Below are 23,168 nucleotides of genomic sequence, written 5' to 3'. Positions count from 1 at the left end.
GGCAAAGCGTGCCGGCGGGCGGTTTCGGTGCCGCGTCCCGTTGGTTTCGGCCCTGTCACGAGGCGTTCACACCGCTCCGGGGCAGCAGATCGGTGCCGGTCGACGCCCGGGGCGGGAGCGGACCGCGCCGAGCAGGGGCGTCGTCCGGAACGGCCGTCCCTCACGGCGGCTCCGTACGGCCCGTGCGCCGCCCGTATCCGCGACGACGCGGGACGGGCATTGACGGGTAACCGCTGCCGTCTAGCGTTCCCCTCGTCCCGCCCCGAGACGAGAAGGAGCCGTGGCGTGAGCATCCTCTCCACCGCGCCGGTCACCGACACCGCCGCGAGGCCGGGCCGTCGGCACCGGCTCGACGACTGGCGGCCGGAGGACCCGGAGTTCTGGCGTACCACCGGGGCGCGGGTCGCCCGCCGCAACCTGTGGGTGTCGATCTTCGCCGAACACGTGGGCTTCTCGGTGTGGAGCCTCTGGTCGGTGACCGTGCTCTTCCTCGGCCCCGAGTACGGCATCGATCCGGCCGGGAAGTTCCTGCTCACCGCCGTGCCGGCCGCGTTGGGGGCGGCGCTGCGGCTGCCGTACACGCTGGCGGTGGCCCGCTTCGGCGGGCGGAACTGGACGATTGTCAGCGCGCTGCTGCTGCTCGTGCCGGCGGTGCCGATGGCAGTGCTGCTCGAACCGGGCGTGTCGTACTCCACGCTGATGGTGCTGGCCTGCCTCACCGGCGTGGGTGGCGGCAACTTCGCCTCCTCGATGGCGAACATCAATCTCTTCTTCCCGGAGCGGCTCAAGGGTAAGGCGCTGGGCCTCAACGCCGGGGGTGGAAACCTGGGCGTGCCCGCGGTGCAACTCGTCGGGCTGGCGGTGCTGGCCACCGCCGGGGCGGCGTACCCCCGGCTGGTGCCGGCGGTCTACCTGCCGCTGATCGTGCTGGCGGCGCTGGCCGCGGCCCGGTGGTTGGACAACGTGCCGGCGGCGCGCAACGAGCCGGGGGCGCTGCGCGAGGCCGCCCGCGAGTCGCACACCTGGGTGATGTCCCTGCTCTACGTCGGCACGTTCGGCTCGTTCATCGGGTTCGGCTTCGCCTTCGGTCAGGTGCTCCAGATCGAGTTCGCCGACCGCTTCGCCACCCCGGTCGACGCCGCCTGGTTGACCTTCCTCGGCCCGCTGGTGGGTTCGTTGATCCGGCCGGTCGGCGGCCACCTCGCGGACCGGTACGGCGGGGCCCGGGTGACCTTCTGGAACTTCGCCGCGATGGCCGGCGGCGCGGCGCTGGTGCTCTACGCGGCCCGCGAGCGGTCGCTTCCGCTCTACCTGACCGGGTTCCTGGCCCTCTTCGTGACCAGCGGGATCGGCAACGGCTCGACGTACAAGATGATTCCGGCGATCTTCCAGTCCCGGGCGGCGGCCGGGGTGGCCGCCGGGCGGTGGGACATGGCGGAGGCCGCGCGCCGGGCGCGGCGGCTCACCGGGGCGCTGATCGGCATCGCCGGGGCGGTGGGGGCCTCCGGTGGGTTGCTGGTGAACATCGCCTTCCGGCAGTCGTTCCTGACCTGGCAGAGCGCGGACGCCGCATACCTGGCGTTCATCGGCTACTACGCCGTGTGTCTGCTGGTGACCTGGCTGGTCTACCTGCGGCCCGGTCGCAGTCGACTCGCCGGAGTGTGATTCATGCCACGTTCCGGCCGGCCGGCGAGCGGAGCCGACCCCGTTTTGACCCGCGTGCCGGCCGCCGGGTATCGTTGCCTGCTGTTGTACGACATTCAGCGGCGTACCGCTTCAGGTACGCTTGGTCGTTCGTGCGCGCTGGTCCGGCCCGGAACCCCTGGTCACCTCGGCGCGCGACCCCAGACCGACGACGAGACAAGGTAGACCTGTGCGTACGTACAGCCCGAAGCCGGGTGAGATCGAGCGTCAGTGGCACGTCATCGACGCCTCTGATGTCGTGCTGGGCCGCCTGGCCACCCACGCCGCCACGTTGCTGCGTGGTAAGCACAAGCCGACTTTCGCGCCGCACGTCGACACGGGCGACTTCGTCGTCATCGTCAACGCCGGCAGGGTCGCGCTGACCGGCAACAAGCGGCAGCAGAAGATCGCCTACCGCCACTCCGGCTACCCGGGTGGTCTGAAGCAGGTCGGTTACGACGAGCTGCTGACCAAGCGTCCGGAGCGCGCCATCGAGCTGGCCGTCAAGGGCATGCTGCCGCACAACAAGCTCGGCCGTCAGCTGCTCAAGAAGCTGAAGGTCTACGCCGGCGCCGAGCACCCGCACGCCGCGCAGCAGCCGGTGCCGTTCGAGATCAAGCAGATCGCGCAGTGAGCGCGGGCGAAGGAATCAGCATGACCGACATCACCGAGACCGAGGTTGGCGTCGACGCCACCGAGGCGCCGGCGCCCGTCGCCCGCGCGCCCCGTGGTGACCGCCCCATCCAGACCGTGGGCCGCCGCAAGGAGGCCATCGTCCGGGTGCGCATCGTCCCCGGTAGCGGCAAGATCACCTGCAACGGCCGGGACCTCGAGGCATACTTCCCGAGCAAGGTGCACCAGCAGCTCATCAAGGACCCGCTGGTCACCGCCGAGAAGGCCGAGTCCTTCGATGTGATCGCCAACCTGCGTGGCGGCGGCACCACCGGTCAGGCCGGCGCGCTGCGGCTGGCCATCGCGCGGGCGCTGATCGTCAGCGAGCCGGACGACCGTCCGGCGCTGAAGAAGGCCGGCTTCCTCACCCGTGACGCCCGCGTCAAGGAGAGCAAGAAGTACGGTCTCAAGAAGGCCCGCAAGGCGCCGCAGTACTCGAAGCGCTGATCAGCGTTTCCACCTTGTACGTCTGACGGACGGCCGGTCCGCCTCCCCTCGATCCCGGGGAGGTGGACCGGCCGTTCCGCTTTCTCCACCAGTTCTCTCTGGCAGTGACCGTTTCTGGAGGTTGGCGGGTATGGGTCGGTTGTTCGGCACGGACGGCGTACGCGGGCGGGCGAACGTCGACCTCACACCCGAGCTGGCACTGGCGGTGGCGGTGGCCGCCGCGCACACGCTCGCCGAGTCGGACCGCAGCCACCCGCCGCTGGCCGTCGTCGGGCGGGACCCGCGCGCCAGCGGCGAGATGCTGGAGGCCGCCGTGGTGGCCGGGCTGACCAGCGCCGGGGCCAACGTCGTGCGGGTCGGCGTGCTGCCCACCCCGGCGGTGGCGTACCTGACCGCCGAGGCCAAGGCCGACCTGGGCGTGATGCTCTCCGCGTCGCACAACCCGATGCCGGACAACGGCATCAAGCTCTTCGCGGCCGGTGGGCACAAGCTGCCGGACGACATCGAGATCCAGATCGAGGGCGCGGTCGAGGCGAACGCCACCACCGCATGGGACCGGCCCGTCGGTGCCGGCATCGGCCGGGTGCACGACCTGCTCGACGGCGCCGACCACTACGTGCAGCACCTGATCGGCACGGTGCCGCACCGGCTCGACGGCATCAAGGTCGTCGTCGACTGTGCCAACGGCGCCGCCGCCGACGTCGCCCCGGTCGCCTACCGCGAGGCGGGTGCCGAGGTCATCGCGATCAACGCCGAGCCGGACGGGCTCAACATCAACGACGAGTGCGGCTCGAACCACACCGACGCGCTCCGCGCCGCCGTGGTCGAGCACGGCGCTCACCTGGGCATCGCCCACGACGGCGACGCCGACCGCTGCGTGGCGGTCAACGCCGACGGCGACGAGGTGGACGGCGACCAGATCATGGCGATCCTCGCGCTGGCCATGCGCGACGCCGGCACCCTCACCGAGGACACCCTGGTCGCCACGGTGATGAGCAACCTCGGCCTGCGCCTGGCGATGTCCGCCGAGGGCATCCGGCTGATCGAGACCAAGGTCGGCGACCGGTACGTCCTGGAGGAGCTGCGCGCCTCCGGTCTCGCCCTCGGCGGGGAGCAGAGCGGCCACATCGTCATGCCCGCGTACGCGACCACCGGCGACGGCGTGCTCACCGGGCTGCACCTGATGTCCCGGATGGCCGCCACCGGCCGCAGCCTGGCCGAGCTGGCCGCCGTGGTGAACCGGCTGCCGCAGGTGCTGATCAACGTGCCGGTCGGCGACCGGACGGTCGGCGCGGGCGCGCCGGCGGTGCTCGCCGAGGTCGAGCGGGCCGAGGCGGAGCTGGGCGAGACCGGCCGGGTGCTGCTGCGCCCCTCCGGCACCGAGCCGCTGGTGCGGGTGATGGTCGAGGCCGCCACGCAGCAGGTCGCCCAGGAGGTCGCCGAGCGCATCGCCGCCGAGGTCCGCGCCGCCAGCCCCACGGCCTGACCGTCGCCCGTCCTCCGGATGGTGATCGCCACGAGTTGCGGCATGTTGGGGTGTCCAGCCCTGTGGAAACCCCGGGATGCCGCAACTCGTGTGGATCACCGCCGGTGCGGGCTGCCTAGCCGGTCGGGGTGGCGAGGGTGCGCAGGCGGGTGACCGCCTCGGTGAGCACCTCCGGACGCTTGCAGAAGGCGAACCGGATCAACGGGCGGCCGGCGGCCACGTCGTCGTAGAAGACCTGGGTCGGGACGGCCACCACGCCGCAGCGCTCCGGTAGGGAGCGGCAGAACTCGACGCCGTCCGTCCCGCCCAGCGGGGTGATGTCGGCGGTGACGAAGTACGTCCCCTCCGGGGTGAGCACGTCGAAGCCGGCCCCGGCGAGCCCGCCGACGAGCTGGTCCCGGCGTTGCCGCAGGTCGTCGGCGAACCCGGTGTAGTAGCTGTCCGGCAGGGCCAGCGCCACCGCGACCGCCGGTTGCAGCGGGGCGGCGTTGACGAAGGTGAGGAACTGCTTCACCCGCAGCAGCGCCGACACGAGCGCCGCCGGGCCGCTCGCCCAACCGATCTTCCAGCCGGTGCAGGAGAACGTCTTGCCGGCCGAGGAGATCCGCAGGGTGCGCTCGCGCATGCCGGGCAGGGTGGCCAGCGGGACGTGCCCGGTGCCGGTGAAGACCAGGTGTTCGTAGACCTCGTCGGTCACCGCGTACGTGCCGTGTTCCTGGCACAGCTCGGCGACCAGGCGCAGCTCGTCCGGGGTGAAGACCTTGCCGGTGGGGTTGTGCGGGGAGTTGAGCAGGACCAGCCGGGTGCGGGGGCCGAAGGCGGCGCGCAGCGCGTCCGGGTCGAAGGCGTACCGGCCGTCGGCGTCCGGGCGCAGGGTCACCGGCCGGCGGACCGCACCGGCCAGCGCGATCGACGCGGCGTACGAGTCGTAGTACGGCTCGAAGCAGACCACCTCGTCCCCGGGCTCGCAGAGGGCGAGGATCGCCGCCGCGATCGCCTCGGTGGCGCCGGCGGTGACCACGATCTCGCCGTCCGGGTCGTACTCCAGTCCCCAGAAGCGGCGCTGGTGGGCCGCGATCGCGGTGCGCAGCGCCGGGATGCCCGGACCGGGAGGGTACTGGTTCTGGCCGCCGCGCAGCGCGTCGACGGCGGCGGCGAGCATCTCCGGGGGGCCGTCGCTGTCCGGGAAGCCCTGCCCGAGGTTGACCGCGCCGGTCCGTACCGCCAGCGCGGACATCTCGGCGAAGATGGTGGTGCCGAACGGACGCATCCGGGCCACCAGTGGATCCGTGGGCACGTCGGCATTCGTGGTCGTCGTCACGTCGGCCAGCCTACGGGCTGTCGCCGGCACCTCACGTCCCCCGATCCGCCCCGGCGACGGCCGGTGGCGGGTGTCCTTCCCTGGGCTCCACGGGAGTGGATTTTCGTTACTGATGTCCCGGGATGGGGTCTGATCGCTCAAGTTCGGTGAGCGATAACCCCCATTCCGCGCAAGCATGGTGAGTGAAGCTGGGTTAGGCTGCGGTTCATGTGTGGAATCGTGGGTTACGCCGGTGCGCGCCCGGCGCTCGGCATCGTGCTCGACGGGCTGCGGCGGCTGGAGTACCGCGGCTACGACTCGGCAGGCGTCGCCGTCGTCTGCGCGGACGAGCTGCTGACCGAGAAGAAGGCCGGCAAGCTGGCCAACCTGGAGAAGGTGCTGGCCGAGCGGATCAGCGCGGACCCGACCGGTTGCCGGGAGGTCGGCATCGGCGACGGCACCACCGGCATCGGCCACACCCGCTGGGCCACCCACGGCGGCCCGACCGACCGTAACGCCCACCCGCACCTCTCCCCGGACAGCGGGGTCGCGGTGATCCACAACGGCATCATCGAGAACTTCGCCAAGCTCCGCGCCGAGCTGGAGGACGACGGGGTCACCTTCCTCAGCGACACCGACACCGAGTGCGCCGCCCACCTGCTCTCCGCCGCGCTGGCCGAGCTGCGCGCCGCCGGTGAGCCGGACGGGCCGCAGCTCCTCGTCGCCGCCATGCGCGCGGTCTGCCAACGCCTGGAGGGGGCGTTCACGCTGCTCGCCGTGGACGCCCGGGTGCCCGGCGCGGTGGTCGGCGCGCGGCGCAACTCGCCCCTGGTGGTCGGCCGGGGCGACGGGGAGAACTACCTGGCCAGCGACGTCGCCGCGTTCATCGAGCACACCCGGGAGGCGGTCGAGCTGGGGCAGGACCAGATCGTCCTGATCACCCCGGACAGCATCGAGATCACCGACTTCGACGGGCAGCCGGCCAGCGGCAAGGACTTCCACATCGACTGGGACTCCTCCGCCGCGGAGAAGGGCGGCTACGACTGGTTCATGCTCAAGGAGATCGAGGAGCAGCCGCAGGCCGTCGCCGACACGCTGCTCGGCCGGCTCACCGAGACCGGCGAGATCATGCTCGACGAGGTACGCCTCAGCGACCAGGACCTCCGCGACGTCGACAAGATCTTCATCGTCGCCTGCGGCACCGCCTACCACTCCGGCCTGGTCGCGAAGTACGCCATCGAGCACTGGACCCGGATCCCCTGCGAGGTGGAGCTGGCCAGCGAGTTCCGCTACCGCGACCCGGTCCTCGACCGGTCCACGCTGATCGTGGTGATCTCGCAGTCCGGCGAAACCATGGACACCCTGATGGCGCTGCGGCACGCCAAGGAGCAGAAGGCCCGGGTGCTGGCCATCTGCAACACCAACGGGTCCACCATCCCGCGTGAGTCCGACGCCGTGCTCTACACCCACGGCGGCCCGGAGATCGCGGTCGCCTCCACCAAGGCGTTCCTCACCCAGCTCGTCGCCTGCTACCTGATCGGCCTGCACCTGGCGCAGGTGCGCGGGGTCAAGTTCGCCGACGAGGTGGCCGCCGTGGTGGACCAGCTCCACCAGATGCCCGGCAAGCTGCGCGAGCTGCTGGACCGGATCGAGCCGGTCCGGGAGCTGGCCCGCGACCTGAAGGCGGAGCCGACCGTGCTCTTCATCGGCCGGCACGTCGGCTACCCGGTGGCCCTGGAGGGCGCGCTCAAGCTCAAGGAACTGGCGTACATGCACGCCGAGGGGTTCGCCGCCGGTGAGCTGAAGCACGGCCCGATCGCGCTGATCGACAAGGGCACCCCGGTGATCTGCATCGTCCCGTCGCCGGTGGGCCGGGGCATGCTGCACGACAAGGTCGTCTCGAACATCCAGGAGGTCCGCGCCCGGGGGGCCCGGACCATCGTGATCGCCGAGGAGGGCGACCAGGCCGTCGTCCCGTACGCCGACCACCTGATCTACGTGCCGCGCACCCCGACGCTGCTGGCCCCGCTGGTCACCACCGTGCCGTTGCAGGTGCTCGCCGCCGAGATCGCCGCCGCCCGGGGACACGACGTCGACCAGCCGCGCAACCTGGCCAAGTCGGTCACCGTCGAGTAGTCACCACGGCGGTCCGGTCGTCCGGGTGACCGGGCGTCCCGGTCGTGCGGCCGGCTCCGGCGGCCTGTCGGGAGAGCACGCTGTCCTCCGGCCCCCTTCCGTCGCGGGAGGGGGCCGTCAGCGTCCCACCACGATGCGGGCCATGCCGTCCAGGGCCGGGTTCGCCGGCTCCCAGTAACCGGTGTGGCCGTACCGGCCGCTCGGGAAGACCCGTCCGCCGAAACCCGGGTCGGTCGGGTCGCGGCCGAACCAGAGGTCGTCGTCGGGCCGTCCGACCACGTCCCCGGCCAACCAGGGCAGAGCCGCGCCGACCGCGGCCCGCCCGGCCAGCTCGACCGGCGGCCGGACCAGGCCGATGACGTCGTCGGTGGCGGTGCTCGCCCAGACCTGACCGGGCGGCAGGCGCAGGTCGGCCGCGTGGTCCACGCCGACACCCGGGGAACCGACGAAGACCAGGGCGTCGGCGGCCAGGCCGTGTTCCCGGGCGGCGGTGCCCACCACCAGCGAACCGTAGCTGTGCCCGAGGACGGTCTGCCGGGCCGGCGGACCCTCGTGGGTGAGGCGCAGCCCCTCCTGGAAGCGGTGCAGCCCGGTGGCGGCGTCCTCGGCCTGCCGGGCCCGGTACGCCTCGTGGACGAAGTCCGGGGCGTCGTAGTCCAGCCAGAGCACCGCCGAGGTCTCCCCGTCCGGGTCGAGCGCGGTGGCGCGGGCCGCCACCCGGGCCGCGCGACCCAGTTCGCCGTCGGCGTCGGCCAGGTCGGCGGTCATCCCCGGCACGTAGGTGAGCACCCGGTCGGCGCGGTCCGGGTTGCCGAGCGCGATCACCGCCCGCCCGTCGCCGGCCGGGTCCAGCCCGAGCAGGTACGCCCGTGGCGCGTCGGCCGTGCCCGGCGCGGCCAGCCGGTCGGCGAGGGTGGCGAGCCCGGCCAGCGTGGCGTCGAGCCGAGCCACCCCGGCCAGTTCGGCCGGTCCCCGGGGAACCGTGCGCAGCAGCTCCCGCCGCCGGGCCAGGAGCCGTTCCCGGTGGTCGTCGACCAGGAGGCGGTTCGCCTGGTCCCGGGCGGTCGCGGGCACCCCGTCCAGCCGTCCGATCCGGGCCGGCTCGTGCGCCACCAGCCAGCGGCGCTGGGCCGGGGTCAGCCCGTCCCACCAGCGTCGGACCAGCGCCGGGACGGCCCCCGGCGGTGGCCGGTACGCAGGCGGTGGCGTCACCCAACCGGCGCGCGCGGCGGTGGTCAGCGCGCCGAGCCGGGCGGTGGCCTCCCGGTCGGCCGTCTCGGCCAGGGCGAGCGCGTCGCCGACCTCCGCCGAGAGGCGCGCCGCCTCGGCCGCCCGGTCCGCCGGCCGGGTGACCCGACCCGGGGTGGGCCCACCGTCGCGACCCACGGTCGCACCGCGCTGACCGGGTGTGGTGGCGGGCACGGTGACCCGCCCGTCCCGGTCGATCCCGAGTCCCGCCGCGTCGATCCGGGTCACCGCGTCGGCCAGTCGGGCCCGCGCCCGTCGAAGCCGGGCGGCGAACTCGGCGAGGATCTGGTCCACCTCGATCGGCACCGGGGAGACCGAGAGCAGTTCGGTCCGGAGCCCGGTGAGCCGGTCGCCGGCGGCCCTGGCGGCGGCTCCGGCCCAGGCTTCCCGGAGCCCGGTGGCCCCGGCCGAGAGCCCGGTGGCCCGGCGGTCCACCAGGGCGCCGACACCCCGCCAGGCGACGCCGGCCCGCTCCCAGGTCGCCGGGTCGGTCGTCCAGAGCCGGGCGTAACCGCTCACCGGCCCGGGACGGGCAGTCGCCGGGCGGCCCGATCGTCGGTCGCGGCGTACCGGTCGGCGGCGGTGCGGACGGCCGTGGCGGTGTCGGCCAGCCGGCCACCGAGCGCCCCGAACCAGGCGTGCACCGCCGACTCCAGCTCGGACAGCGCCCGTGCGCTGCGCCAGTGGGGCTCGGGCACCGTCAGCCCGGACACCCCGGCCACCCCGTGCCCCAGCGGGTACGCCTCGTCGGCGAGCCGGGCGGCGGTGGCGCGCAACGTCGGCAGGTCGACGGCCAGCGGCGGCCCGCCCGATCCACGTGCTCCGTCCACCACGTACCTCCCGCTCGACGACCCGCCTGTGCCGCCGACGCTAGGGCCGGCGGAACGGTCGCGGAACCGGCTGTGGACAACCGACGCGGGACCGGGCCGCGCTCTGTCCACAGGGATTGCCCGCAGGAGGGCCGGCGGTTACCCTCCGCGCCGTTAGGGTGGGTCGGTGACCGTCGCCGTCGATGTCGCGGGACGGGCGTGGGCCGATCGGGCCGACAGGATGGGGTGGGCATGAGGCCGGTGTGGCGGGTCGGTGACGTACGGGCGGCGGAGGCGGGCCTGATGGCGACCCTGCCGACAGGCGCCCTGATGGCGCGGGCCGCCGCCGGGCTGGCCCGGCGCTGCGCGTTGCTCCTCGCCGACCGGGGCGGGGTGTACGGCGGGCGGGTGCTGCTGCTGGTCGGCAGCGGCGACAACGGCGGCGACGCCCTCCTCGCCGGGGCGCACCTGGCCCGCCGGGGAGCGGCGGTCGAGGCACTGCTGCTCAGCCCCGGGCGGGCGCACGCCGACGGGCTCGCCGCGCTGCGGGCCGCCGGTGGCCGGACCGTCGACGAGCTGCCGGGCCGGGCCGACCTGGTGCTCGACGGCATCGTCGGGATCGGTGGGAGCGGTGGGCTCCGGGAGTCGGCGACGCGGCTGGTGGCGCGGCTCGGGGAGGTCCGTGGCCGGGACGGCGGACGGGCCACCGTGGTCGCGGTGGACGTGCCCAGCGGGGTCGCGGTCGACACCGGTCACGTGCCGCACGACAGCGACGGTCGGCCGGGCGCGTTGCGCGCCGACGTGACGGTGACCTTCGGCGCGCTCAAGCCGGCCCTGGTGGTGGGGGAGGCGGCGGCGTACGCCGGCCAGGTCGAGGTGGTCGACATCGGTCTGGGGCCCTGGCTGCGCGGCACTCCGGCGCTGCACGTCACCGAGGTGACGGACGTGGTCGAGGGCTGGCCCCGACTGGGTCCCGCGTCGGAGAAGTACAACCGGGGTGTGGTGGGGGTGGCCACCGGATCGGCGACCTACCCGGGCGCGGCGGTGCTCTCCGTCGCCGGTGCGCTCGCCGGCCCGACCGGCCTGGTCCGGTACGCCGGCAGCGCCGCCGCCGAGGTGCTGCACCACCATCCGTCGGTGATCGCCACCGGGCGGGTGGCCGACGCCGGGCGGGTGCAGGCGTGGGTCTGCGGTTCGGGGCTCGGCACCGGCGCGGAGGCCGTCGCCGAACTGCGTACCGTGCTCGCCGCGCCGGTGCCGGTGGTGCTCGACGCGGACGCGTTGACCATGCTGGTGGACGGTTCGATGGCCGACCGGCTGCGTGGGCGGGACGCCCCGATCGTGGTGACCCCGCACGACCGGGAGTACGCCCGGCTCTGCGGGGAGGAGCCGGGCGCGGACCGGGTCGCCGCGACGCTGCGCCTGGCCGCCTGGATGAACGCGGTGGTGCTGCTCAAGGGGAGCCGTACGGTGGTCGGCACGCCGGCCGGACGCGCCTACGTCAACCCGACCGGCACCCCGGTCCTGGCCACCGGCGGCACCGGCGACGTGCTGGCCGGTCTGCTCGGCTCGTTGCTGGCCGCCGGGCTGCCGGCCGAGCGGGCCGCCGCGCTGGCCGCGTACCTGCACGGGCTGGCCGGCCGGGAGGCGGCCCGGCACGGGCCGGTGACCGCGACCGACGTGGCCGCCGCGCTCCGGCCGGTCCTGGCCGGGCTCGGCTGACCCGGCGGCGACCCGCGCGAGCGCGCCGCCCGACCGGCGACGTCGTCCGGAACTCCTTCAGCGGCGCTGGAGCACGCCGATCACCGTGGTCAGTAGGCTGGGGCCATGTGGCAGGCCGAGGTACGGGTTGATCTTGACGCCATCCGGGAGAACGTGGCGCGGCTGCGCTCCGGCACCAGCGCCGAGTTGATGGCGGTGGTCAAGGCCGACGGGTACGGGCACGGCATGCTCCCGTCGGCCCGCGCGGCGCTCGACGCCGGGGCGGACTGGCTCGGCGTCTGCACCCTGGACGAGGCGCTCACCCTGCGCCGGGCCGGGATCACCGCGCCGGTGCTCGCCTGGCTGCTCAGCCCCGGGCTGCCGCTGCACGAGGGGGTGGCGGCCGACGTCGACCTCTCCGCCGCCAGCGAGGGCCAGCTCGACGAGATGATCGTCGCGGCCCGGCGGGCGGAGCGTCCGGCCCGGCTGCACCTGAAGATCGACACCGGGCTCTCGCGCAACGGCGCGACCGTCGCCGACTGGCCGGCGCTCCTGGAGTCCGCCGCCAAGGCCCAGGCCGACGGCCTGGTCGAGGTGGTCGGCGTGTGGAGCCACTTCGCCTACGCCGACCTGCCCGGGCACCCGACCATCGACCGGCAGATCGCGGTCTTCCACGAGGCGCTGGCCATGGTCGAGCGGGCCGGGCTGCGTCCCCGGCACCGGCACCTGGCCAACTCGGCGGCCACCCTGACCCGCCCGGACACCCACTTCGACCTGGTCCGTCCCGGTCTGGCGGTCTACGGGCTCTCCCCGGTGGCCGGCGAGCGGCACGGCCTGCGTCCCGCCATGACCGCCCGGGCCCGGGTGACGCTCGCCAAGCGGGTCCCGGCCGGCACGGGCGTCTCCTACGGCCACACCTACACCACCGAGCGGGAGACCACGCTGGCCCTGGTGCCGCTCGGCTACGCCGACGGGGTGCCCCGGCACGCCTCGAACGTCGGCCCGGTCCGGCTCGCCGGGCGGAACCGGACCATCGCCGGGCGGGTCTGCATGGACCAGATCATGATCGACTGCGGTGACGACCCGGTGGCGGCGGGCGACGTCGCGGTCCTCTTCGGCAGCGGCGCCGACGGCGAGCCCACCGCCGACGACTGGGCCGAGGCGGTCGGCACCATCAACTACGAGATCGTCACCCGGTTCGGCGGTTGCCGGGTCGCCCGGGTCTACGACGGCGAGCGGACATGACCTCCCTGCTCGACCGGGTGCCCCGGCCGCGTACCGCCGCCGGGAAGGTCGCCGGCCTGGTCGGCGCGGCCGTCGGGGTGGCCGCCGCCGGGCTCGCGGCGGGAGTGGCCACCGAACGCGCCCTGGTCCGCCGGTACAAGGCCGACCCCGCCGACCGGTACGCCGACGAGGTCTTCGGCCAACTGCGGTACGACGAGTCGTTCCGGATGGAACTGCCCGACGGCACCGACCTGCACGTGGAGGTGGTCGAGCCGACCCGACCGGCCCCCGGGCGGCCCACCGTCGTCCTGGTGCACGGGTTCTGCCTGGACATGGGGACCTTCCACTTCCAGCGCCGGGCGCTCGCCGAGCGGGGCGAGCACCGCGTCGTCGCGTACGACCAGCCCGGCCACGGCCGCTCCGGCAAGCTGGAGACCGGCGAGTACGACCTGACCGCGCTCGGCCACGCCCTGCGCCGGGTCATCGACCGGACCACCCCGGACGGGCCGCTGGTGCTGGTCGGGCACTCGATGGGCGGCATGACCATCATGGCCTTCGCCGAGCTGTACCCGGAGATGTTCGGCGACCGGGTGGTCGGCACCGTGCTGATGGCCACCTCCGGTGGACTGCTCGCCGAGACCAAGCTGGTCGCCCCGGCCCTGCTCGGCCGGGTCGCCCCGCCGGTGCTCTACATGGTCAACACCACCACCCGGTACGGCGGCACGGTCATCGACCGGGCCCGCCGGTCCACCTCCAACGTGGCCTGGCTGCTCACCCGCCGGTACGGCTTCGGCACCCCGAAGCCGAGCCCCGCCCTCGTGTCGTACGTGGAGAAGATGAACTCCCGCACCTCGGCCGACACGGTCACCCGTTACCTGCGTACCCTGGCGACCCACGCCCGCTACCCGGCGCTCGCCGCGCTGGCCGGCACCCCGGTGCTCGTGGTCGCCGGGGAGAAGGACATGATCACGCCGGTGACCCACTCGGAGGAGATCGTGCGCCGGCTGCCGCACGCCGAGTTCGTCCGGATCCCGGACAGCGGGCACGTGGTGATGCTGGAGCACGCGGACGAGGTCAACGCCGCCCTGACGGACTTCCTGGAGCGACTGTGAGCAGTGTGCGCGGTGGGGGAACGGTGTCGGTCGTGGTGGAGCTGCCCACCCGGGCCGACACGCACGCCTTCGGCCGCCGGCTCGCCGGGGTGCTCCGCGCCGGTGACCTGGTGCTGCTCACCGGGCCGCTCGGGGCCGGCAAGACCGCGCTCACCCAGGGCATCGGCGCGGGGCTCGACGTGCTCGGCGACGTCACCTCGCCGACCTTCGTGATCGCGCGGGCGCACCGGCCGGATCCGGCGCGCGGTGGCACGGTCGGCCTGGTGCACGCCGACGCCTACCGGCTCGGCGACGCCACCGATCCGCGCGCCGAGATCGACGACCTCGACCTGGACGCCTCGCTGGACGACTCGGTGACGGTGGTCGAGTGGGGCGAGGGCCTGGCCGAGCACCTGACCGAGTCGCACCTGCACGTCCGGCTCGACCGCCACGACGACGACACCCGAACCGCCGAGCTGGTCCCGGTGGGCGGCGACTGGCCGACCCGCATCGCGGCCCTGGCCGCCTGATCCTTGGCCGGCGGGTCTACGGGTGCCGCTATCAGTCAGCGCAGCAGGTGAAGTAACTCGGCGGGGGTCAGATCGGCCTAGCGGAGAATAGAGGCCAACGTGCCCCGCTTGATCGTGCTGTGCTGCGGAACCACCACCACGTTGCCAGCGGGATTCCGGTAGACGGCATGACTGCCCTTGGTGCGGACGTGATCGAAGCCGGCCTTCTTCGAGGCGTCGAGCACCTTGCGGACCGGGAGATCGGCGAGGGCGGGACTCACGCCGCCCTTCCGACCTGGAAGGAGGTGACCAGCGGCGTCGCTTCGATCGAAGGCTGGGACACCTCGTCGAGGTAGACCTCCACCGCCTCGCGAAGGTTCGCCAGCGCCTCTTCGAGCGTCTCACCCTGACTGGCCACGTCGAGTTCCAGGCAGCGAGCGACGTACCAGTCTTCCTCCTGGTGTACGGCCGCAGTCAGGGTCCGAACCATCACGCCTCCACTGGTGGTGTGCCAAGGCCATCCTACGGACAGGGCGACGGTTGTCCGTCCCACCTGCGCCGGCTTCGAGGTCGATGGCGCTTCCGAATCGGCCAGCTGGGCCCTCCACCGACCTTGACAAGGACATGTGCGCCGGACGGATGTGGCTGCCGGTCAGGTGGGTGCCCGGCTTCATCCCACCTGCTGGCGCGGGTCCGTCCTGCTCCTCCAGTACAGCAGCATCGTCGCCACCAGCACCCTGCTCAGCGTGGTCATCGCCCTGCCACCCACGGTGGTACTGGCCCTCCGGGTGTCCAGCTTCACCGTCGCCGTCCCCTGGAGCCAACTGTCCGCCCTGCTCGCCGCTATCTACCTCGCGGTGGTGCTGGCCGCCCTGCGGCCCGTCCGCCGCCTCCGAGCCGCCAGTGCAGTCACCGCCGAACCATGACGGGTGCCCTACCCCGGTGCGTTACGCCTCAGGCGGGGTCGTCGAAGTAGCCGATCTCCACGAGGTTGTTCCCGTCGAGCTCGTACACGGAGGTACGGCGGACCACGTCCACCGTCGACGACGGGTCGTCGGGGCGCTTCAGGTACTCCACCCGCGCCCGCCCGGCACTGATCGCCACCTTCTCGACCGGGGTCCGGTCCCCGATCTCGACCATGGTCTGGTACGCCGGCCTGCCGTCCACGTTGCGGAACATCGCGAGCTGCCAGAACTTGCCCGTGCCGCCGCCGTCCATGAGCACCGCCACCACCGCGTCGGCGGCCTTGTCGCCGGTCAGTTCGCCGACCGCACAGAACGGCTGCAACCGGACGACCACCCCGTCCTCGCCGGACCACGCGCCGTCGAGCAGCGGGATCGGGTCCCGGTAGCCGTTGTACGGCTGGGCCGCGTTGCCGAGCGACGCGGTCTGCAACTGCTTGCAGGTCAGTGGCTTGACCGTGGCCGGGGCGGGCTTGGTGCTGGCCTCCGGGGCCGGGTCGGTGACGTCGGCGGCCGGGCTGTCCAGGCCCTGGGCGGGGGTCGCGACCGCCTCGTCGCCGGGGGTGGCCTCGCCACCGGAACCGCAGGCCAGACCGGTCGCCAGGGCGACGACCAGGAACGGCAGCAGGGTCTTGCGCATCGAGTGTCCTTTCACGAGTTGGCCGCAGCGTAGTGCGCCCCTGCCACTACCGGGGCCGGCTGCTCCCGGACGCCGTGACCCGGTGCGGAGCGCCCGTCCGGAGGACTGTCGGGCCGGGCTGGTAGGAAGTAGCCGACCCCGCGCGGTCGACAGAGCCGACCGCTGGACGGAAAGGTGGCCCATGCCCGAGGACGTGCCGACCCTGGACCTGATGGACCTGCTGCCGGAAGGGTGGCGCAGCGTGCTGGCGCCGCACCTCGATCCGGCCCGCACGGCCGCGCTCGGCGAGTTCGTCGCCCGGGAGTACGCCACCCAGACGGTCTTCCCGCCGGTCGAGGACCTCTTCTCGGCGTACCGTCTCTGCGCTCCGCAGGACTGCCGGGTGCTGATCCTCGGCCAGGACCCGTACCACAAGGCCGGGCAGGCGCACGGGCTGAGCTTCAGCGTCCGGGACGGGGTGAGCGTGCCGCCGTCGCTGCGCAACGTCTTCAAGGAGATGGTCGAGGACCTCGGCGTGCCGAAGCCGCGCAGCGGCAACCTCGACGGCTGGGCGGCGCAGGGGGTGCTGCTGCTCAACGCGGTGCTGACCGTCCGCCAGGCGACGCCGGGCTCGCACGGCAACAAGGGGTGGGAGGAGTTCACCGACGCCACCATCCGGGCCCTCGACGCGCTCGACCACCGGGTGGTGTTCCTGCTCTGGGGCGGCTACGCCCGCAAGAAGGCGGCGCTGGTGACCAACCCGCAGCACGTGGTGCTGGAGGCCGGGCACCCGAGCCCGATGAACCCGCGTGGCTTCCTGGGCAGCCGTCCGTTCAGCGCGGCGAACAAGGCCCTCGCCGACGCCGGCCTGCCCACCGTCGACTGGGAGCGGTCGGCCGGTTGAGCCGACACCGTCCACCGGGCCGGGCGCGTCCCTCGTCGCCCGGCCCGTGACCGTGCGGCCGGTGGGCAGCCCGACCGGTGGCGGCGTGGGGCGGGACCGGGCGCGGGCGACTCGGCGGAAGGCCGGCGATGTGCCCGGTTAGGGTGGGCACGTGCTCGTACTGGTGGTGGACTCCTCGACCCCGGCGGTGACCGCCGCGCTGGCGGAGATCGCGGCGGACGGCGTCACGCTCCGGGCGGAGCGGCGCACGGTCGACGCCCGCGCCCACGGCGAGCTGCTCGCGCCGCAGGTCGCGTCGGCCCTCGCCGAGCTGGGCGCCCGCCCCGCCGACCTGGGCGCGATCGTCGCCGGGCTCGGTCCCGGGCCGTTCACCGGCCTGCGGGTCGGGCTGGTCACCGCCGCCACCATGGGGCAGGTGCTCGGCGTGCCCACGTACGGCGTCTGTTCGCTGGACGCCCTCGGTCACCCGGCCGCCGCCGGTGAACCGGTGCTCGCCGCCAGCGACGCGCGTCGCCGGGAAATCTACTGGGCGGTCTACGACGGGGCGGGCCAGCGGATCGCCGGCCCGGACGTCAACCTGCCGGGCCTCGTCGCCGAACGGGCCCGTGACCTCGGGGCCACCGCCATGGTCGGTGACGGCGCGCACCGCTACGCCGACGTGCTCGGCCTGCCGCTGCGGGACGAACCCCGCTACCCGTCGGCCGCCGCGCTGGCCGGGCTGGCCGCCGAGCGGATCCTCACCGCTGCGCCCGGGGACCGGCTCACCCCGCTCTACCTGCGCCGACCGGACGCGGTGGCGGCCACCGCCCGCAAGTCGGTGCTGCCGTGACCGCAGGCGGTCCGGCGGGTGGGCGGCCCGGACCCGTCCGCGTCGACCGGTTCCGCTGGTGGCACATCGACGCGGTGTTGCCGATCGAGGCCGACCTCTTCGGCGTCGAGCAGTGGTCGGCGGCGATGTTCTGGAACGAGCTGGCCAACCGGCACCACTACCTGGTCGCCACCGGCGCCGGTCCCGTGACGGGATCGGGCGGCGAGGTGCTCGGCTACGCCGGGCTCGCCGTGGCGGGCCCGGACGAGGCGTGGGTGCAGAACATCGCGGTCCGGCGGGACGCCCAGCGGCGCGGGGTCGGTCGGGCCCTGCTGGAGGCGCTGCTCGCCGAGGCGGACGCGCGGGGCGCCCGGGACGTGCTGCTGGAGGTCGCGGTGGACAACGCCCCGGCCCAGAAGCTCTACGCCGGGTACGACTTCGAGCCGGTCGGCATCCGGCGCGGCTACTACCAACCGACCAACACCGACGCGCTGGTCATGCGGCGCACGCGGGACTGACGAGCAGCAGGGACTGACGACACACGATGGCTGACGAACCGCTGATCCTCGGCATCGAGACCTCCTGTGACGAGACCGGGGTGGGCATCGTCCGGGGCCACACCCTGCTGGCCGACGCGCTCGCCTCCAGCGTGGAACAGCACGCCCGGTTCGGTGGCGTGGTCCCCGAGGTGGCCAGCCGCGCCCACCTGGAGGCGATCGTGCCGACCATGGAACGGGCGCTCACCGAGGCCGGCGTGACCCTCGCCGACATCGACGCGATCGCGGTCACCTCCGGTCCCGGCCTGGCCGGCGCGCTGCTGGTCGGCGTGGCCGCCGCCAAGGGTTACGCGCTGGCCGCCGAGAAGCCGGTCTACGGGGTGAACCACCTCGCCGCCCACGTCGCCGTGGACACCCTGGAGCACGGTCCGCTGCCCGAACCGGCGGTCGCCCTGCTGGTCTCCGGCGGTCACTCCTCGCTGCTGCTCGTCGACGACCTGGCCCGGGGCGTCACGCCGCTCGGCGCGACCATCGACGACGCGGCCGGTGAGGCGTTCGACAAGGTGGCCCGCCTGCTCGGCCTGCCCTTCCCCGGCGGCCCGTACGTCGACCGGGAGGCCCGGGCCGGCGATCCGGCGGCGATCGCCTTCCCGCGTGGCCTCACCGCCGCCAAGGACCTCGCCGCGCACCGCTACGACTTCTCCTTCTCCGGGCTCAAGACGGCGGTGGCCCGCTGGGTGGAGGCCCGGCAGCGGGCCGGTGAGCCGGTGCCGGTCGCCGACGTGGCGGCGTCGTTCCAGGAGGCGGTCTGCGACGTGCTGGTCACCAAGGCACTCGACGCGTGCCGGTCGCACGGTGTGGAGACGCTTGTCGTCGGCGGGGGAGTGGCCGCCAACTCGCGGTTGCGGGCGATGGCCGAGCACCGCGCGGCCAGGCACGGTGTCCGGGTCCGGGTGCCCCGGCCGCAGCTCTGCACGGACAACGGCGCGATGGTCGCCGCGCTCGGCTCGCACCTGGTCGCCGCCGGGGTCGCGCCGAGCCGGCTCGACCTGCCCGCCGATTCGGCCATGCCGCTGACCAGGGTGAGCGGGTAACCTTCGCGAACGAGGCGGAACGGGGCAGCGGAGCCCGGGGGCGAGGCGGAGGCGGGGGGCGGTCGACGTGATCGTACGGATGTGGGAGGCCCGCGCCGAGCCGTACGGCTTCGACGACCTGCTGGCCTGGGTGTGCGACATCGCGCTGCCGGAGTTCGGGCACGACCCGCTGCACCTCTCCAGCGAGGTCTTCACCTCCACCGACCACCGGGTGGTGGTCATCTCGAAGTGGCGCAACACGCCCCGCTCGATGCCCGAACCGCCGCCGACGCTGCTCGCCCGGCCCGCCCACTCCTGGGACTTCACGCAGGTCGATCGCTGACACGCCGACCTTCCGGTGGGTGACGTGACGGGCGCGTTCCGTGTCCGTCGCATACGTTCGTCCTGTCATGCGTTCCCTACCGGCCGGCGATCCCGGCATCCCCGACTCCCGGTCGGCCACCCGATTCCTGGTCTGGCTGGCCAACCGGAGCCGCCCCACCCTGCTCGCCGGGATCGCGCTCGGCGTCGTGTGGATGGTGGCCCAGGCGCTCGCCCCGGCGGCGATCGGGAAGGCGATCGACGCCGGCCTCACCGCACGTGACCCCGACGCGCTGGTCACCTGGGGGTTGGTGCTGCTCGGGCTCGGGGTGCTCCAGGCCGTCGCGGGCGTCCTGCGGCACCGCTGCGCGGTGTACAACTGGCTCGCCGCCGCGTACCGCACGGTGCAGCTCACCGTCGAGGCGGCGAACCGGCTCGGCGCCACCCTGCCCCGGCGGGTCGCCGCCGGTGAGGTGGTCAGCATCGGCACGTCGGACATCGGGCAGATCGGCTCCGCGATGGAGATCCTGGCCCGGGGCAGCGGCGCGGTGGTCGCCCTCGTCACCATCACGGTGATCCTGCTGACCGCCTCCCTGCCGCTCGGTCTGGTGGTGGTGCTCGGTGTGCCGGTGCTGATGGTGACGGTCGCGCTGCTCATCCGGCCGCTGCACCGCCGGCAGCGCACCTACCGCGACCAGGAGGGCCGGCTGACCACCCGGGTCGGGGACATCGTGCGCGGGCTGCGGGTGCTGCGGGGCGTGGGCGGCGAGCAGGTGGTCGCGACCCGCTACCGGGCCGAGTCCCAGGCGCTGCGCGCCGAGGGGGTACGGGTGGCCCGGGTCGACTCGCTGCTGGCGGCGGTGCAGATCCTGCTGCCCGGTCTCTTCCTCGCCCTGGTCACCTGGCTCGGAGCCCGGTTCGCGCTGCGCGGCGAGATCAGCGCCGGCCAGCTCGTCGCCTTCTACGGCTACACCGCGTTCCTGGTCACCCCGCTGCGGACGATCACCGAGACGGTCGACCAGCTGACCCGGGGGCACGTGGCGGCCCGTCGGGTGGTCGACCTGCTCCGGCTGGCCCCGGAGCTGACCGACCCGGCCCGCCCGGTGCCGCTGCCCGGCGGACCGGGGGAACTGGTCGACCCCGGGTCCGGGGTGGTGGTCCGCCCCGGCCGGCTCACCGCGCTGGTCGCCGCCGAGCCGGCCGACGCCGTCGCGATCACCGACCGGCTCGGCCGGTACGTGGACTCGGACGCGACGCTGGACGGCGTACCGCTGCGGGACGTGGCGCTGGCGACGGTGCGGGAGCGGATCCTGGTGGCCGACAACGACGCGCATCTCTTCACCGGCGTGCTCCGCGCCGAGCTGGACCCGCACGACGTCGCCGACGACGCCACGATCACGGCGGCGCTGGCGGCGGCGAGCGCGACCGACATCGTGGCGGCGCTGCCGGACGGGCTGGACAGCCCGGTGGCCGAGCGGGGCCGGGAGTTCTCCGGTGGCCAGCAGCAGCGCCTGCGGCTGGCCCGGGCGCTGGTCGCCGACCCGGAGATCCTGTTGCTGGTCGAGCCGACCAGCGCGGTGGACGCGCACACCGAGGCGCGGATCGCGTCCCGCCTCGGGCCGGTCCGGGCCGGCCGGACCACGCTGGTCTGCACCACCAGCCCGCTGGTGCTCCGGCGGGCCGACCACGTGGTCGTCGTGGAGGACGGCAAGGTGGTCGCCGAGGGCCGGCACGAGGACCTGCTCGGCACCGAGCCCCGGTACGCCGCGACCGTCAGCCGGGAGGAGAGCTGATGGCCACCGCCCTGCCGGTCGCGGACGCGGCGCAGGTCCGTCGGTACGCCCGTACCCTGGCCCGGCGTCATCCGGGCCCGCTGGCCGGCGCCCTCACCCTGCACGCGGCGGCCGCGGCGGCCGGGCTGGCCGGGCCGCGCCTGCTCGGCGACCTGGTCGAGGGGGTCTCCCAGGGCGACCGCAGCACCCCGGTCGACCTGATCGTGCTGGCCATCGCCGGGTTCGTGGTGGTCCAGTCGGTGCTGCTGCGTCTCGCGCACGTCGCCTCCGCGCGGCTGGGGGAACGGGTGCTCGCCGGGCTGCGGGAGGAGTTCGTCGATCGGATCCTGTCCCTGCCGCTGGCCACCGTGGAGCGGGCCGGCACCGGTGACCTGCTCACCCGGACCTCGCGGGACGTGGCCGCGCTGTCCCGGACGGTCCGGCTGGCGGTGCCCGAGACCCTGATCGCGGTGGTCACCGCCGGGTTCGTCCTCGGGGCGCTGCTGCTGGTCGGTCCGCTGCTGGTGCTGCCCTGCCTGGTCGCGGTGCCGGTGCTGGTCGTCGGCACCCGCTGGTACCTGCGCCGGGCCACCGCCGGCTACCTGCGGGAGAACGCCGCCTACTCGGACATCACCGACGGGATCAGCGAGGCCGTCGAGGGTTCGCGGACCACCGAGGCGTTGCGGCAGCAGGCCCGCCGACGGGCCCGCACCGACGCCGACATCCGCCGGTCGTACGCGGCCGAGCGGTACACCCTCTGGCTGCGGACGGTCTTCTTCCCGGTGACCGAGATCGGGTACCTGGTGCCGGTGGTGGCGACCCTGGTCGTCGGCGGCTGGTTCTACCTGGAGGGCTGGGTGACCCTCGGCCAGGTCACCGCGGCCACCCTCTACACGCAGCAGCTCATCGAGCCGGTCGACCGGCTGCTCGCCTGGCTGGACGAACTCCAGGTCGGCGGGGCGTCGTTGGCCCGGCTGCTCGGCGTGGCCGCCCCGGACGGACCCACCGGCGACGGACCGGCCGCGAGCCGGGCCGCGTCCGACGGAACCGGTACGAGCCCGGCCGGCACGTCCCTGGTCGACCCGCCCCGGTCGGGCACGTCCCCGGTCGGCGCGTCCCCGGTCGGTGGGGCGGTCGGTCGTCCGGGGGACGGTCGACTCGCCGTCCGGGACGTCACGTTCGCCTACCGCCCGGGGCGGGACGTGCTGCACGGCGTCACCCTGGTTCCGCAGCCGGGGGAGAAGTTGGCCATGGTCGGTCCGTCCGGGGCGGGCAAGTCGACGCTGGGTCGGCTCCTGGCCGGCGTGCACGCCCCGGGCACCGGCTCGGTCACCGTGGACGGGCGGCCCCTGACCGGGCTGCCCCTGGCCGAGCTGCGTCGACACGTCGCCCTGGTCACCCAGGAACACCACGTCTTCATCGGCACGCTGCGGGAGAACGTGGCGATGGTCCGGCCGGCGGCCACCGACGCGGACGTCCGCGCGGCGCTGGCCGCCGTGGACGCGCTGGACTGGGCCGACGCCCTGCCCGAGGGGCTGGCGACCCCGGTCGGCGAGGGCGGGCACCCGCTCACCGCCGCGCAGGCGCAGCAGCTCGCCCTGGCCCGACTGGTGCTGGCCGACCCGCACACCCTGGTGCTGGACGAGGCGACGTCGCTGATCGACCCGCGTGCGGCGCGGCACCTGGAACGGTCGCTCGCGGCCGTGCTGGAGGGTCGTACGGTGATCGCGATCGCGCACCGGCTCTTCTCCGCGCACGACGCCGACCGGGTGGCGGTGGTGGAGGACGGCCGCATCACCGAACTCGGCCCGCACGCCGACCTGCTCGCCCGGGGCGGCTCGTACGCGGACCTCTGGCGTTCCTGGCACGGCTCCCGTTCCTGACCAGGCCACCGGCGGTCGGGCGG

23 protein-coding genes are annotated in these 23,168 nt (G+C 74.1%); 17 read left to right on the top strand and 6 right to left on the bottom strand.

Going from position 1 to position 23,168, the window contains the following annotated elements; genetic code table 11:
- Positions 1-285: 285 nt before the first annotated feature.
- The 4 genes from QSK20_RS15090 (at position 286) to glmM (ending at position 4,288) form a co-directional block, all read left to right on the top strand.
- Positions 286-1,665, top strand: a complete 1,380-nt coding sequence (locus tag QSK20_RS15090; protein WP_285789243.1) for a nitrate/nitrite transporter — start codon at positions 286-288, stop codon at positions 1,663-1,665.
- A gap of 208 nt (positions 1,666-1,873) precedes the next feature.
- A complete protein-coding gene (gene rplM / locus QSK20_RS15085; RefSeq protein ID WP_285789242.1) occupies positions 1,874-2,317 on the top strand; it encodes a 50S ribosomal protein L13 in 444 nt (147 codons plus the stop codon).
- A 20-nt stretch (positions 2,318-2,337) separates the two neighbouring features.
- Positions 2,338-2,802 (top strand): 30S ribosomal protein S9, encoded by a 465-nt coding sequence (gene rpsI / locus QSK20_RS15080; RefSeq protein WP_285789241.1) that lies wholly within the window; start codon positions 2,338-2,340, stop codon positions 2,800-2,802.
- Between the two features lie 130 nt (positions 2,803-2,932).
- Complete coding sequence (glmM, locus tag QSK20_RS15075) at positions 2,933-4,288, top strand: phosphoglucosamine mutase (protein WP_285789240.1); 1,356 nt, start codon at positions 2,933-2,935, stop codon at positions 4,286-4,288.
- Between the two features lie 115 nt (positions 4,289-4,403).
- On the opposite strand, the gene QSK20_RS15070 is transcribed toward glmM, so the two are convergent.
- The gene (locus QSK20_RS15070) at positions 4,404-5,618 is read right to left on the bottom strand and encodes a pyridoxal phosphate-dependent aminotransferase (protein WP_285789328.1); all 1,215 of its coding nucleotides are present in this window, start codon (positions 5,616-5,618) and stop codon (positions 4,404-4,406) included.
- A 198-nt stretch (positions 5,619-5,816) separates the two neighbouring features.
- Here QSK20_RS15070 and glmS point away from each other — a divergent pair, with 198 nt between their 5' ends.
- Positions 5,817-7,724, top strand: a complete 1,908-nt coding sequence (gene glmS, locus QSK20_RS15065) for a glutamine--fructose-6-phosphate transaminase (isomerizing) (RefSeq protein WP_285789239.1) — start codon at positions 5,817-5,819, stop codon at positions 7,722-7,724.
- A gap of 117 nt (positions 7,725-7,841) precedes the next feature.
- On the opposite strand, the gene QSK20_RS15060 is transcribed toward glmS, so the two are convergent.
- Positions 7,842-9,491 (bottom strand): alpha/beta hydrolase, encoded by a 1,650-nt coding sequence (locus tag QSK20_RS15060; RefSeq protein WP_285789238.1) that lies wholly within the window; start codon positions 9,489-9,491, stop codon positions 7,842-7,844.
- Entirely contained in the window at positions 9,488-9,802 is a 315-nt protein-coding gene (locus tag QSK20_RS15055) for a hypothetical protein (protein WP_285789237.1), read from the bottom strand. Before QSK20_RS15055 ends, QSK20_RS15060 begins: the two co-directional genes overlap by 4 nt.
- Before the next feature lie 231 nt (positions 9,803-10,033).
- On the opposite strand from QSK20_RS15055, the gene QSK20_RS15050 reads away from it, so the two are divergent.
- From QSK20_RS15050 to tsaE, 4 genes are all read left to right on the top strand, one after another.
- A complete protein-coding gene (locus QSK20_RS15050; protein WP_285789236.1) occupies positions 10,034-11,503 on the top strand; it encodes an NAD(P)H-hydrate dehydratase in 1,470 nt (489 codons plus the stop codon).
- Positions 11,504-11,608: 105 nt separating this feature from the next.
- On the top strand, positions 11,609-12,727 hold the full coding sequence (gene alr / locus QSK20_RS15045) for an alanine racemase (protein WP_285789235.1): 1,119 nt from the start codon (positions 11,609-11,611) through the stop codon (positions 12,725-12,727).
- Positions 12,724-13,818, top strand: coding sequence for an alpha/beta fold hydrolase (locus QSK20_RS15040; RefSeq protein WP_285789234.1), 1,095 nt, complete (start codon positions 12,724-12,726; stop codon positions 13,816-13,818). The genes alr and QSK20_RS15040 overlap by 4 nt, the downstream gene beginning before the upstream one ends.
- Positions 13,819-13,841: 23 nt before the next feature.
- Positions 13,842-14,327, top strand: coding sequence for a tRNA (adenosine(37)-N6)-threonylcarbamoyltransferase complex ATPase subunit type 1 TsaE (tsaE, locus tag QSK20_RS15035; RefSeq protein ID WP_285789327.1), 486 nt, complete (start codon positions 13,842-13,844; stop codon positions 14,325-14,327).
- Positions 14,328-14,404: 77 nt separating this feature from the next.
- Here tsaE and QSK20_RS15030 read toward each other — a convergent pair whose 3' ends face one another.
- Both QSK20_RS15030 and QSK20_RS15025 read right to left on the bottom strand, forming a co-directional pair.
- Entirely contained in the window at positions 14,405-14,587 is a 183-nt protein-coding gene (locus QSK20_RS15030; RefSeq protein ID WP_285789233.1) for a type II toxin-antitoxin system HicA family toxin, read from the bottom strand.
- A complete protein-coding gene (locus QSK20_RS15025) occupies positions 14,584-14,796 on the bottom strand; it encodes a type II toxin-antitoxin system HicB family antitoxin (protein WP_285789232.1) in 213 nt (70 codons plus the stop codon). The genes QSK20_RS15030 and QSK20_RS15025 overlap by 4 nt, the downstream gene beginning before the upstream one ends.
- 166 nt (positions 14,797-14,962) lie before the next feature.
- Here QSK20_RS15025 and QSK20_RS15020 point away from each other — a divergent pair, with 166 nt between their 5' ends.
- Positions 14,963-15,232 carry a hypothetical protein gene (locus tag QSK20_RS15020; protein WP_285789231.1) on the top strand — a complete coding sequence of 90 codons (270 nt, stop codon included), beginning with the start codon at positions 14,963-14,965 and terminating at the stop codon, positions 15,230-15,232.
- Positions 15,233-15,260: 28 nt separating this feature from the next.
- Here the strand turns inward: QSK20_RS15020 and QSK20_RS15015 are convergent, their stop codons facing one another.
- Complete coding sequence (locus tag QSK20_RS15015; RefSeq protein ID WP_285789230.1) at positions 15,261-15,908, bottom strand: hypothetical protein; 648 nt, start codon at positions 15,906-15,908, stop codon at positions 15,261-15,263.
- Between the two features lie 181 nt (positions 15,909-16,089).
- Here QSK20_RS15015 and ung point away from each other — a divergent pair, with 181 nt between their 5' ends.
- The 7 genes from ung (at position 16,090) to QSK20_RS14980 (ending at position 23,145) form a co-directional block, all read left to right on the top strand.
- Positions 16,090-16,791: a uracil-DNA glycosylase gene (ung, locus tag QSK20_RS15010; protein ID WP_088982104.1), complete on the top strand. Its 702-nt coding sequence runs from the start codon at positions 16,090-16,092 to the stop codon at positions 16,789-16,791.
- Positions 16,792-16,942: 151 nt separating this feature from the next.
- Positions 16,943-17,620: a tRNA (adenosine(37)-N6)-threonylcarbamoyltransferase complex dimerization subunit type 1 TsaB gene (gene tsaB / locus QSK20_RS15005; RefSeq protein ID WP_285789229.1), complete on the top strand. Its 678-nt coding sequence runs from the start codon at positions 16,943-16,945 to the stop codon at positions 17,618-17,620.
- Positions 17,617-18,117 carry a ribosomal protein S18-alanine N-acetyltransferase gene (rimI, locus tag QSK20_RS15000; protein ID WP_285789228.1) on the top strand — a complete coding sequence of 167 codons (501 nt, stop codon included), beginning with the start codon at positions 17,617-17,619 and terminating at the stop codon, positions 18,115-18,117. The genes tsaB and rimI overlap by 4 nt, the downstream gene beginning before the upstream one ends.
- A 26-nt stretch (positions 18,118-18,143) precedes the next feature.
- On the top strand, positions 18,144-19,190 hold the full coding sequence (gene tsaD / locus QSK20_RS14995) for a tRNA (adenosine(37)-N6)-threonylcarbamoyltransferase complex transferase subunit TsaD (RefSeq protein ID WP_285789227.1): 1,047 nt from the start codon (positions 18,144-18,146) through the stop codon (positions 19,188-19,190).
- 67 nt (positions 19,191-19,257) lie between these two features.
- Entirely contained in the window at positions 19,258-19,512 is a 255-nt protein-coding gene (locus QSK20_RS14990) for a hypothetical protein (protein ID WP_285789226.1), read from the top strand.
- 67 nt (positions 19,513-19,579) lie between these two features.
- Positions 19,580-21,283 carry an ABC transporter ATP-binding protein gene (locus tag QSK20_RS14985; RefSeq protein ID WP_285789225.1) on the top strand — a complete coding sequence of 568 codons (1,704 nt, stop codon included), beginning with the start codon at positions 19,580-19,582 and terminating at the stop codon, positions 21,281-21,283.
- Positions 21,283-23,145, top strand: coding sequence for an ABC transporter ATP-binding protein (locus tag QSK20_RS14980; protein WP_285789224.1), 1,863 nt, complete (start codon positions 21,283-21,285; stop codon positions 23,143-23,145). Before QSK20_RS14985 ends, QSK20_RS14980 begins: the two co-directional genes overlap by 1 nt.
- Positions 23,146-23,168 lie beyond the last annotated feature (23 nt).

This window comes from Micromonospora sp. NBRC 101691, assembly GCF_030269285.1.
GTDB lineage: Bacteria > Actinomycetota > Actinomycetes > Mycobacteriales > Micromonosporaceae > Micromonospora > Micromonospora echinospora.
The sequence above is the reverse complement of the archived record's forward strand: the minus strand, read 5'-3'. Positions and strand labels throughout refer to the sequence as shown.